Origin of the sequence: Corynebacterium sp. HMSC063A05 (genome assembly GCF_001809695.1) — a bacterium.
Taxonomy (GTDB): domain Bacteria; phylum Actinomycetota; class Actinomycetes; order Mycobacteriales; family Mycobacteriaceae; genus Corynebacterium; species Corynebacterium amycolatum.
The window spans coordinates 59174-70329 of the sequence record NZ_KV798489.1 but is presented as its reverse complement, the minus strand read 5'-3'; the positions used below and the strand labels follow the sequence as shown (position 1 = coordinate 70329).

At 59.7% G+C, this 11156-nt stretch carries 11 protein-coding genes; all 11 read right to left on the bottom strand.

Translation table 11 applies throughout. From position 1 onward, the window contains the following. Positions 1-328: 328 nt before the first annotated feature. From tyrS to argC, 11 genes are read right to left on the bottom strand one after another with little or no spacing between them, the layout of a single operon-like run. Positions 329-1606 (bottom strand): tyrosine--tRNA ligase, encoded by a 1278-nt coding sequence (gene tyrS, locus HMPREF2651_RS00300; protein ID WP_038629019.1) that lies wholly within the window; start codon positions 1604-1606, stop codon positions 329-331. A 39-nt stretch (positions 1607-1645) separates the two neighbouring features. Beyond that, on the bottom strand, positions 1646-2251 hold the full coding sequence (locus HMPREF2651_RS00295) for a DNA-3-methyladenine glycosylase (RefSeq protein ID WP_052155611.1): 606 nt from the start codon (positions 2249-2251) through the stop codon (positions 1646-1648). Between the two features lie 45 nt (positions 2252-2296). Continuing rightward, positions 2297-2470: a Trm112 family protein gene (locus HMPREF2651_RS00290; RefSeq protein WP_038625618.1), complete on the bottom strand. Its 174-nt coding sequence runs from the start codon at positions 2468-2470 to the stop codon at positions 2297-2299. Between the two features lie 56 nt (positions 2471-2526). Further along, complete coding sequence (argH, locus tag HMPREF2651_RS00285) at positions 2527-3966, bottom strand: argininosuccinate lyase (RefSeq protein ID WP_038625620.1); 1440 nt, start codon at positions 3964-3966, stop codon at positions 2527-2529. A 45-nt stretch (positions 3967-4011) separates the two neighbouring features. Next, complete coding sequence (locus HMPREF2651_RS00280) at positions 4012-5211, bottom strand: argininosuccinate synthase (protein WP_038625621.1); 1200 nt, start codon at positions 5209-5211, stop codon at positions 4012-4014. A 49-nt stretch (positions 5212-5260) separates the two neighbouring features. Then, positions 5261-5743, bottom strand: a complete 483-nt coding sequence (locus tag HMPREF2651_RS00275; protein WP_049180977.1) for an arginine repressor — start codon at positions 5741-5743, stop codon at positions 5261-5263. Between the two features lie 4 nt (positions 5744-5747). Then, entirely contained in the window at positions 5748-6689 is a 942-nt protein-coding gene (gene argF / locus HMPREF2651_RS00270; protein WP_038625624.1) for an ornithine carbamoyltransferase, read from the bottom strand. Between the two features lie 6 nt (positions 6690-6695). Next, positions 6696-7901, bottom strand: a complete 1206-nt coding sequence (locus HMPREF2651_RS00265) for an acetylornithine transaminase (RefSeq protein ID WP_038625626.1) — start codon at positions 7899-7901, stop codon at positions 6696-6698. A 58-nt stretch (positions 7902-7959) separates the two neighbouring features. Then, positions 7960-8853 (bottom strand): acetylglutamate kinase, encoded by an 894-nt coding sequence (argB, locus tag HMPREF2651_RS00260; protein WP_005511727.1) that lies wholly within the window; start codon positions 8851-8853, stop codon positions 7960-7962. Positions 8854-8874: 21 nt separating this feature from the next. Then, a complete protein-coding gene (gene argJ / locus HMPREF2651_RS00255; RefSeq protein ID WP_038625628.1) occupies positions 8875-10083 on the bottom strand; it encodes a bifunctional glutamate N-acetyltransferase/amino-acid acetyltransferase ArgJ in 1209 nt (402 codons plus the stop codon). After that, positions 10080-11120, bottom strand: a complete 1041-nt coding sequence (argC, locus tag HMPREF2651_RS00250; RefSeq protein ID WP_187402459.1) for an N-acetyl-gamma-glutamyl-phosphate reductase — start codon at positions 11118-11120, stop codon at positions 10080-10082. Before argC ends, argJ begins: the two co-directional genes overlap by 4 nt. Positions 11121-11156: the final 36 nt, after the last annotated feature.

Sequence of the window (11156 nt, the reverse complement as noted above, 5' to 3'; positions counted from 1 at the left end):
ACACACCCCACCTAAAGACACAAAACCCCAGGTAGATTGATGCGTACTAGCGTTTTGCCTGTGCAGTAGAGCGATTCACCAAGGACCGGAAGCCCCCTCCCCTTAACGAAAGCCGATAGCTTTCGCTCATCACTACCACCTTGGCTCCGGTTTCTACGCTCCCCTAAAACAACCAAAGCTCCGGACTGACCAGGAGTCAATGATTCTGAAATCATCATTCTCCTAGCTTGCCCGGAGCCTTAGCCCAGCTACCTAAAAAGAATCAAGCCGCATAAACGCCGATTGATCTAGAGGCCAACAACGCACCTACACGGAGACCAACCAGCACCTACACGAACTTCACACCAGCGAAGTTCTTCTTACCGCGGCGCAGCACAATCCACTTGCCATGCAGCAGATCCTCGGCAGCTGGTTCCCACGCTTCGTCCTCGATGCGCTGGTTATTGGCGTAGGCGCCACCTTCCTTAATGGTGCGGCGTGCTTCGCCCTTCGACTTAGCAAGACCCGCAGCAACCAGGAGGTCAACGACCGTTCGCGGTTCACCCTCGGCAATCTCCGCAACCTCGGTCTCAGAGACAGCACCTACCAGAGTGGCCTCGTCCAGCTCAGTCAGCTCAGCGCGTCCAAACAGCGCCTGCGCTGCTAGCTCCACTGCCTTGGTAGCCTCTTCGCCGTGAACCAGATTGGTCATCTCCTGAGCAAGGCGGCGCTGCGCTTCACGCTTGAACGGACGCTCCGCAACAGCGACCTCGTACTCCGCAATTTCCTCCTGAGTCAGGAAGGTGAACCAACGCAGGTAGTCAATAACAACCGAGTCACCAGCGTTGAGGAAGTACTGGTACCAGGAGTACGGCGAGGTCTTCTCAGCATCCAGCCACAACTTGCCGCCACCGGTGGACTTACCGAACTTCTGCCCCTGCGCATCAGTCACCAGCGGCACGGTCAGGCCGTGCACCTTAGCGCCGTCGATACGCCTGTTCAAATCGACACCAGAGACGATGTTGCCCCACTGATCGCCGCCGCCAATCTGCAGCACACAATCGTAGTTGCGGCGCAGCTGCACATAGTCGTTGGACTGCAGCAGCATGTAGGAAAACTCGGTGTAAGAGATGCCGTCGGACTCGAGGCGGCGCTTGACGGTGTCGCGGTCGAGCATGGTGTTGAGGGAGAAGTTCTTGCCCACATCGCGAAGGAAGTCAATGACGGACATATTCATAGTCCAGTCCGCATTATTGACCATCGTCGCCGGGGCCTCGCCCTCAAAGTCAATAAAACGACGCAGCTGGCCCTTGATGGCCTCCAGGTTGTGCTCAATGGCGTCCTGGCTGAGCATCGAACGCTCACCGACATCACGCGGATCGCCGATGAAGCCCGTAGCACCGCCTGCCAGTGCAATTGGGTGGTGACCGGCCAGCTGGAAACGACGCAACATAATCATCGGAACCAGGTGGCCCGCGTGCAGCGAATCGCCCGTTGGGTCAAAACCGCAATACAGAGTAATCGGGTTTTCGCACGCCTCGCGCAGCGCGTCAACATCGGTGGACTGATTAATCAGGCCACGCCACTGTAGTTCGTCGATAATGTTCTGTTCAGTCACGTCCTCCATCGTAACGTTTCGCTTGCCGACGTTCACCGCGAGGGTGACCTAGAACTCCTCAACCGCCTTCTTGTGGCGCCGATAGGCTGAGACTGAATCGTCCGGCAGCCACAGCCGCCACGGCCTATTCGCAGCTCGGCGAACGCCCACGCGCGGGCCTGCGTGGATGTCGCTAACTAAATCGGCGGTCTCCGGCTGCGCCACAAACACGCGTGACGACGGATCCAGCGCATCTGCCCCATAGTCGCTTAGGTCAAGGCCAAGCGCCTGACCAACATTGCCCGGACCACGTCCGAGACCCGCAACCGCAGGCTTTTCACCACGGCGACGTCGCACCGCATCCATACCCTGCTCAATGCGAACGGAACGGACTAATACTCCCCCGCCCGTGCCGTCCGTAGCGCTAGTGATGTTGGCACAAAAGTGGATGCCATAGGAGCGGTAGATATACCAATGCCCCGCCGGGCCAAACATGGCGCGATTGCGTTCGGTCGGCCCCATAAAGCAGTGCGCTGCCGGGTCGGGATAGCGCTGGTCAGCTGGACCGCCGTAGGCCTCGACCTCGGTGATGGTGGCGGTGACATCCTCAGCGGGGATGACAATTACGCACCCGAGCAGCGTCCGCGCAGCCTCGATAGGAGCTCCCGACAGCATAGTGCGGTCGAGGACGCTGTAGCCGTCGGGAAGCGGGAAAGGCAATTATTTGTCCCAGGTGATAGCTTCGTCAGAAAGCATGACCGGAATGCCGTCGTCGATGCGGTAGGCGATTTTCAGACGGGGGTTGACCAGCACCTGCTCGTCTTCGAGGTATTCAAGCGGCCCCTTGTCACGCGGGCAAGCGAGGATATCAAGGAGTTTCGGATCAAGGCTCATAGTCCACTACCTTACCGAACTGAATTGCCAGGGTGTCACGATGGCTGTCCGAACACTTAACTGCGAACCGGCTTTTCAGCCCACTGCTTTAGCTCAGTGTTCTTCTCGTCGACACGAGCGAGCTGCTCTGCAACACGCACTCCCGCGGTACCACCACGGGTGTCGCGGGAAGCGACAGCGCCGTCGATAGTAAGCACTTCGCGGACCTTCGGAGTCAGTGCCGGGTGGACACCGGCGAGGTCCTCGTCGGAAAGCTCGTCCAGACCGATACCGCCCTTGGACTCTGCGATGCGGACGCACTGGCCGGATGCCTCGTGAGCGTCACGGAAAGGTACGCCTTCGCGGACCAGCCATTCAGCCAGGTCAGTGGCCAGGGTGTAGCCTGCCGGAGCGAGCTCGCGCAGACGATCCTCGTGGAAGGTCAGCGTTGCCACCAGACCGGTCAATGCCGGCAGCAGCAGGGTCAGCTGCTCGACCGAGTCCACCAGAGGCTCCTTGTCCTCCTGGAGGTCACGGTTGTAAGCCAGCGGCTGAGCCTTCAGCGTGGCCATGAGCCCTGCAAGATTACCAATCAGACGACCGGTCTTACCGCGAGTCAGCTCTGCCACGTCCGGGTTCTTCTTCTGCGGCATGATGGAGGAACCAGTCGACCAGGCATCAGCCAGAGTGACGTAGCCGTACTCAGGGGTGGCCCAGTAGATGATTTCCTCTGCCAGACGCGACATATCCACGGCAATCTGGGCGAAGACGAATGCCGCCTCAGAGGCGAAATCACGCGAAGAGGTGCCGTCAATGGAGTTGTCCGTGGCAGAGTCGAAGCCGAGCTCCTCAGCGATGGCCTCCGGATCCAAATGCAGCGAGGATCCTGCCAGCGCACCAGAGCCGTACGGGGATACAGCCAAACGACGGTCGAGATCGCGGATACGGTCGAGATCACGCAGCAGCGGATGCGCATGTGCCAGCAACTGGTGCGCCAGCAGCACCGGCTGAGCCGCCTGAGAGTGAGTCTTGCCCGGCATGATGGCATCCGGATGTGCCTTGGACTGAGCAACCAGGGCGCCGACCAGGTCCGTGACATCCAGTGCGATACCGCGCACGGCATCGCGCAGCCACATGCGGAACAAGGTTGCCACCTGGTCATTGCGGGAACGTCCAGCGCGCAGGCGACCGCCGACCTCCGGGCCGACGCGGTCAATCAGACCGCGCTCCATGGCCCCGTGGACGTCCTCATCCGTCGCCTCTGGACCAAACTCGCCGGAGGCAACGTCGCGGCCGAGCTGATCAAGGCCTGCAATCATGGTGTCAAAGTCGGCATCGCTGAGCAGCCCGCGAGCATGCAGCACTCGGGCGTGGGCCTTGGACGCAAGAACGTCGTAAGGCGCGAGCACCCAGTCGAAATGGGTGGACTTGCTCAATGCAGCCATCGCCTCGGACGGGCCACCCGCAAAGCGGCCGCCCCACAGGGAGCCTTCGTTGGTACCGTGCTTTTCGACCATTGTCTTTTCCAATAGGCCTTTCGCTCTAGTCGCTCTGGAGAATCTTTACAGGTTGAAGTCGCGCTTTGCGGCCATCTTCGAGGACAGGCCGTGCAGCTCGACAAAACCGCGAGCCAGGGTCTGGTCGAAGGTGTCGCCCTCGTCGTAGGTAGCCAGGTTGAAGTCGTACAGCGAGGTGTTCGAACGGCGACCGTTGACGTTGCAGTGACCAGCGTGCATGACCATGCGGATATCACCGGAAACGCCCTTCTGGGACTCCTCGATGAAGGCATCCAGCGCGCGCTTCAGCGGCGAGAACCACAGGCCGTCGTAGACCAGGTTGGCCCACTCGCCTTCGACCTGGCGCTTGTAACGAGCCAGCTCACGCTCAACGGTGACGTCCTCGAGCGCTGCGTGTGCGGCCATGATGGCAATTGCGCCCGGAGCCTCGTAGATCTCGCGGGACTTAATGCCGACCAGTCGGTCTTCAACCATGTCCAGACGACCGATGCCCTGAGCACCAGCGCGGCGGTTCATCTCTTCGATGGCCTCGAGCACGGAAACCTTCTTGCCGTCGATGGCAGTCGGCTTACCATCCTCGAAGGAGATGATGACCTCATCCGGAGAGTTGAAGTTCAGGGTCGGATCCTCGGTGTACGCGTAGACATCCTTGGTCGGTGCGTTCCACAGGTCCTCCAGGTAGCCGGTCTCAATGGCGCGACCGAACAGGTTCTGGTCAATGGAGAACGGCGACGACTTGGACTGCTCAATCGGCAGACCCTTTTCCTCAGCGAAGGCGATGGCCTTATCGCGGGTCCACGCGAAGTCACGAGCCGGAGCGATGATCTTCAGATCCGGTGCGGTGTTGGCGAAACCGACCTCGAAACGGACCTGGTCATTGCCCTTACCGGTGCAACCGTGAGCAACGTGGGTGCCACCGAACTCCTCTGCCGCCTTCGCCATGTGCTTAACAATCAGCGGGCGAGACAGTGCAGAAACCAGCGGGTACTGCTTCATGTAGAGACCATTTGCCTTAATGGTCGGCAGGCAGTACTCCTCGGCGAACTCGTCCTTAGCGTCGACAACGACAGCTTCGACAGCGCCGGCGTCCAGAGCGCGCTGACGCACGGACTCCATGTCCTCGCCGCCCTGTCCGACATCGATAGAAACTGCGACGACCTCGCCGTCGGTCATTTCCTTGAGGTACGGAATAGCAACGGTGGTATCGAGGCCACCAGAGTAAGCAAGAATAACCCGGTTGGTCATAGGGTAAGCGCTCCTTTAATCGGTGCTTTAAAGCATTTCGTGAAATAGTTTACTGGTTCGTTCCGGCGGCTAGACGCTGGGCTAGGTCAGCGCCGGAAAGTGGTTCTCTAGCCAGGCACATTACGGTGTCATCTCCCGCAATTGTGCCAACGATTTCTTTGAGTCCCGCACGGTCAATCACACTGGCTAGATACTGTGCGGCTCCCGGTGGTGTACGCACAACCGCGATGGTGCCCGAATGATCAATGGAGACCAGCAGCTCGTCTAAAACGCGCCGCATCCTGGCCACCGCCCCGCTGGAGACAGCGAGTGCATCTTCGACGATGGAATAACGCGAACCGTTGACTCCATCGCGAATCTTTCGGGCGCCCAGCTCATCGAGGTCTCTAGACAACGTCGCCTGCGCAATCTCAATGCCTTCGTCGGCAAGCAGCTCGACGAGCTGAACCTGACTGGACACGTAATGCTGCGCCAACAGGTCAGCGATGCGCGTCTGCCGAGCTGTGCGAGAACCTGGTTGTGCTGCGGTCATGACCTTACTGCCTCTCCACCAGCCAGGTCAGCAACGCCTTCTGAGCGTGCATGCGGTTTTCCGCCTCGTCAAAGACTACCGACTGCGGGCCATCGATGACCTCGGCAGTAACTTCGTTGCCGCGGTATGCCGGCAGGCAGTGCAGGAAGATGGCATCCTCATTTGCCTTCGCCATCAGCTCAGCGTTGACCTGGTACGGCAGAAACGGAGTGCGACGATCCAGGCCGTCGTTCTCCTGCCCCATGCTGACCCAGGTATCGGTGATGACAACGTCGGCACCGGCAATGGCCTCATCGACGTCTGCGGTCACGGCCACGGCCGCACCGGTCTGCTCCGCGACCTTCTTGGCGCGGTCGACGTAGACCTGCTCCGGCTGGAAGTTCTCCGGCGCACAGATGGTGACGTCCAGCCCTGCGGTGGCGAAGCCTACTAGGTAGGAGTTGGCCATGTTGTTGGCACCATCGCCGAAGTAGACAGCCTTCTTGCCGCGCAGTCCCGCCTGGCCTTCTTCCGGGCACTTGTGCTCGATGATGGTCTGCAGGTCAGCGAGAATCTGGCACGGGTGGAACTCGTCGGAAAGTGCGTTGACAATCGGCACCGTCGCGGTTTCAGACATGGCCTCCAGCCCTGACTGTGCGTAGGTACGCCAGACGATTGCCGAGACAAAACGGCTGAGCACAGCAGCAGTGTCCTGGTAGGTCTCGCCCTTGCCCATCTGCGAGTTTCCGGTTTCAACCACAATTGCGTTGCCACCCAGAGCCGCAATACCGGCATCGAAGGAGAAACGAGTACGAGTCGAGGTCTTGTCGAACAGCACCGCAACCGACTGCGGCCCCTCAAACGGCCGGCGGGAGTACGGCGCTGCCTTCAGCTCTGCAGCCAACTGCAGCACCTCAGCCTGCTCCTGTGGAGTCAGGTCATCATCGGCGAGAAAATGACGGAGCATCAGTTCCTAATTCCTTCCATTGTTGGCGACAGCCTCGGCGGCGTCGTTCAGGCAGGCATCAATCAACTCGACGGCGCGGTTGATTTCCTCATCACTGAGGTTCAGCGGCGGCACAATTCGCAGCACATTCGCCTGCGGCGCGTTCAGAATGACACCGCGCTCATAACCGACGTTAACTGCTTCCTTCGCCAGGTTCTCGCACAGCACCAGCCCAAGCATGAAGCCGCGACCGCGCACGTGATCAACATGGTTTAACGACGCAAGCTTGCGAGCCAGGACTTTGCCCTTCTCGGTGACTCGATCGAGCAGCTTTTCTTCTTCCAGCGTCTCGATGACGGCCAGGCCGGCAGCGGCACAGACCGGGTTGCCACCAAAAGTGGTGCCGTGTGCACCGGGAGTGAACAGTTCCGCTGCGCGACCGTTGGCGATGACAGCACCCAGCGGCAGGCCGCCGCCGAGGCCCTTGGCCAGGGTCATGACATCCGGGACGATGCCGTCATGCTGGTGGGCAAACCACTGTCCGGTACGGCCAATGCCGGTCTGCACTTCGTCGACGATCATGAGGACGTCGAAGCGCTTGGTCAGTTCGCGGACCTCGGCGAGGTATCCCTCTGGCGGTGCGACCACACCGGTCTCACCCTGAATTGGTTCCAGAATCACCGCTGCGACACCCAACGGATCGGATTCGATGGTCTTGGTGAGGAAATCGATGTCACCGTAGGGCACGAACTCGACTCCACCCGGCATCGGCTCAAACGGCGTGCGCTTGTCCGGCTGACCGGTCATGGCAAGTGCTCCCATGGTGCGGCCGTGGAACCCGTGATGGGTCGCGATAATACGGTTGCGCCCCGTCAAACGCGCCAGCTTGAATGCAGCCTCATTGGCCTCGGTACCGGAATTGCAGAACATAACCCGGGTGTCATCAGTGTCCCAACCAGTGAGCTCAATGAGCTTCTCGCCCAGTGCCAGTGGTGGCTCAGAGGCGAAGATGTTGGACACGTGCCCCATCGTGGAAATCTGCTTGGACACGGCTTCCACGATCGCCGGATGCGCGTGACCCAACGCGTTGACTGCAATACCGGCGAGCAGGTCCAGGTATTCCTTGCCCTCGGAATCCGTGACAATAGCGCCCTTACCCTGCACAAGCTCAATGCGCGGCGTGCCGTAATTGTTCATCATCGTGTGTTGCCACTGCTGCTTGAAGTCGCTCATGTCGTCTTTCGACCTGCCTAACGTGTGTGTAGGTAAATTCTTGTCCGTCTTTTCTGCCTTATCCGGGCTCTACCATTGTGCCGATACCGCCGGAAGTCATCAGCTCCAGCAGCACCGAGTGTGGCTGGCGGCCATCGATAACGTGAGCCGCTGGCACTCCCTGATCCACTGCATTCAGGCAGGACTCCATCTTCGGAATCATGCCCGAGTCCAGCGTCGGAAGGATTTCTCGCAGGTGCGAAGTGGAAATCTTGGACACCAGCGAATCGCGGTTCGGCCAATCCGTGTAGAGACCCTCGACATTAGTCAGAATCACCAGACGGTTCGCGTTAATTGCCGATGCCAGTGCACCTGCTGCCGTGTCGGCGTTGATGTTGTAGACCTCTTTGCCGTCAGCGGACGGCGCAATCGTGGAGACCACCGGAATACGGCCGGCATCAATCAGGTCCAATAGCGTTTCCGAGTGCACCTCGGTGATATTGCCAACCAGCCCGATATCTGTCTCCTTGCCACCGACGTTTACCGTGCGTCGAGTACCGGTGAACAGGCCACCGTCCTCACCAGAGGTACCTACCGCATACGGCCCGTAGGCGTTAATGAGGTTCACTAGTTCGCGGCCGACCTGCCCGAAGAGAACCATGCGGACAATTTCCATGACCTCCGGAGTCGTGACACGGAAACCGCCTCGGAACTCTCCCTCCAGCCCCAGGCGCTTGAGCATCGACGAAATCTGGGGGCCACCGCCATGGACAACCACCGGCTTCACCCCCACGGTGCGCAGGAAAACCATGTCCTGCGCGAAGGCCTTCTTCAGTTTCAGGTCGGTCATCGCGTTACCGCCGTACTTGACCACCACAATCTTGTCACGGTGGTGCTGCAGCCACGGCAGGGCTTCCGCCAGCACATGTGCCCGCTGTTCGAAGGACAGCCCTTCGGTCAACTGGTGAACCATTGCAGAGTCTCCTCAAAACCGTTACGACGAATATGCCGAGTTGATGTGAACGTAATCGTGGGAAAGGTCCGTCGTACGAATCGTGGCCTCTTCCGGATTACCAGTACCGAGGTCAACCTCAACGGCGATGTCCTTGCCGGAGAGATCCACTTCACGAGCATCAGGCGTGCCACCGGTATCGCGACAGACTACGTGACCATTGAAGGAAACCGTGATGTGCTCGGGATCCATATCCACCGGCGCGGTACCGACAGCCGCCAACACACGACCCCAGTTCGGGTCCGAACCGAACATCGCACACTTGAAGAGGTTGTCGCGGCCGATAATGCGAGCAGCTACCAGGGCATCTTCAGCGCCACCGGTGCCACGCACGGTCACGGACACACGTTTGGTCACGCCTTCGGCGTCCGACTGCATCTGGCGTGCGATGGAATCACACACGCTGAGCACTGCCTGATCGAGCTCCTCCTGCGAGGGCTTCACGCCAGAGGCACCGTTGGCCAAAATGATGACGGTGTCATTGGTGGAGGTGGAGCCATCAATATCTAGGCGGTTAAACGTAACCTCGCTCGCCTTGGCAATAGCCTCGTGCGCCATTTCTGCGCTTACCGACGCATCCGTCGTAATCACACCGAGCATCGTGGCCATCGACGGGCTAATCATGCCAACGCCCTTGCCCATAGCACCGACAGTGAATCCGTCACCATGCGCAACGGCCTGCTTTGCCACCAAGTCAGTGGTCAAGATGGCCTCTGCTGCAGCCGTACCTGCGGCGGTATCGCCGCCCAGTTTCTCAATCAGCTTCGGCACACCTGCCAGCACAATGTCCATCGGCAACCGGTCACCAATCAAGCCGGTGGAACAGGCGCCAATCTCGGTAACGTCGACGCCGAGCCCATCTGCGACCTTTTGGCAGACTTCGAGGGCGTCGGCAATACCCGGCTGACCATTGCAGGCGTTGGCATTGCCGGAGTTCAGCACCACTGCCGACAGCTTGCCGTCAGCGATGTGCTTCTTGGATACCGTCACCGGCGCAGCCTGGACACGGTTGGTGGTAAAGACAGCCGCCGCGGTCTTCTCCGGCCCCTGGTTTACGATGAGCGCCATGTCCGGGTTTCCGCTGACCTTGATGCCTGCAATGACACCGCTGGCCGCGAACCCCTGAGGTGCACATACGCCGCCTTCGTCACCAGCGACGTTGACGAGACCTTCTTTTTCTTCCTTCATCATGGGGCAACTCCTACCAGTGGAAGTCCTGCAGTTTCATTCTGTCCAGTAACCAAATTCATGCACTGAACTGCGGCACCACCGGTGCCCTTTGTCAGATTGTCAATCGCCGAGGTCAGCACCAGGCGCTTGGCTCGTTCATCTACCTCGACCTGAATCTGAACCAAGTTAGAGCCAATTACCGACTGTGTCTGCGGCAGCAGCCCTTCGGCCAACACCTGCACAAACGGCTCATCCTTGTAGAACTCGAGGTAGGCTTCCCGTGCGGCTGCCTCCGTAACCCCGTCGACAAGCGGGGCGGTAATAGTGGTGAGAATGCCGCGCGACGTCGGGGCGAGTACGGGCGTGAAGCTGACGGTGAGATCCTCTGCGTACGGCTTGAGGTTCTGCAGGAACTCTGCGGTGTGGCGGTGCTTGCCCGCAGTGTTGTAGGCGCGGAGATTGCCCATAACCTCGGACCCGAGCAGGGGCACAGCCGCCTTCTTGCCCGCACCGGAGGTACCAGTGATGGAAACAACGGACAGGTCCGGCTCAACCAGGTTCTTTGCAACTGCCGGCAGCGCCGTAATTGTACCCCCAGTGGGGAAACAACCCGGCACAGCAATGCGCTTCGAAGCAGCCACTACTTCCCTGTTGCCCGGCAGCTCTGGAATACCGTAAGCCCAGGTACCGGCATGCTCCGAGCCGTAGTAGTGCTCCCACTCAGCGGCATCCTGCAGGCGGAAATCCGCGCCGCAGTCAATAATTACCGTGTCATCCCCCAACTGCTCTGCAATCGCAGCCGAATGACCGTGGGGCAGCCCGAGGAACACCACGTCATGTCCAGCGAGTGTGTCACCATTAGTCGGCTCAATACGGCGGTCAGCCAAAGGTGCCACATGAGGCATAATGTCGCCCACACGAGCACCCGCGTTGGATGCTCCCGTCAGTGCGCCGATGGTTAGTTCGCCGGAAAGATACGCCGGGTGCGACAACAGGATGCGGAGAATCTCTCCTCCTGCGTAACCGGTCGCACCGGCAATGGCAACGGAAATACTCATGTCAAACATTCAACACTTTTATTCACTGTGTTGCAA

Bases quoted from the DNA above. Each gene is read 5' to 3' on its own strand.
- argB (WP_005511727.1), bottom strand. From the start codon at position 8,853: ATGGTTCACCAGTTGACCGAAGGGCTGTCCTTCGAACAGCGGGCACAT.
- HMPREF2651_RS00275 (WP_049180977.1), bottom strand. From the start codon at position 5,743: ATGACCGCAGCACAACCAGGTTCTCGCACAGCTCGGCAGACGCGCATC.
- argH (WP_038625620.1), bottom strand. From the start codon at position 3,966: ATGGTCGAAAAGCACGGTACCAACGAAGGCTCCCTGTGGGGCGGCCGC.
- HMPREF2651_RS00265 (WP_038625626.1), bottom strand. From the start codon at position 7,901: ATGAGCGACTTCAAGCAGCAGTGGCAACACACGATGATGAACAATTAC.
- HMPREF2651_RS00295 (WP_052155611.1), bottom strand. From the start codon at position 2,251: ATGCTGTCGGGAGCTCCTATCGAGGCTGCGCGGACGCTGCTCGGGTGC.
- argF (WP_038625624.1), bottom strand. From the start codon at position 6,689: ATGCTCCGTCATTTTCTCGCCGATGATGACCTGACTCCACAGGAGCAG.
- argC (WP_187402459.1), bottom strand. From the start codon at position 11,120: ATGAGTATTTCCGTTGCCATTGCCGGTGCGACCGGTTACGCAGGAGGA.
- tyrS (WP_038629019.1), bottom strand. From the start codon at position 1,606: ATGGAGGACGTGACTGAACAGAACATTATCGACGAACTACAGTGGCGT.
- HMPREF2651_RS00290 (WP_038625618.1), bottom strand. From the start codon at position 2,470: ATGAGCCTTGATCCGAAACTCCTTGATATCCTCGCTTGCCCGCGTGAC.
- argJ (WP_038625628.1), bottom strand. From the start codon at position 10,083: ATGATGAAGGAAGAAAAAGAAGGTCTCGTCAACGTCGCTGGTGACGAA.
- HMPREF2651_RS00280 (WP_038625621.1), bottom strand. From the start codon at position 5,211: ATGACCAACCGGGTTATTCTTGCTTACTCTGGTGGCCTCGATACCACC.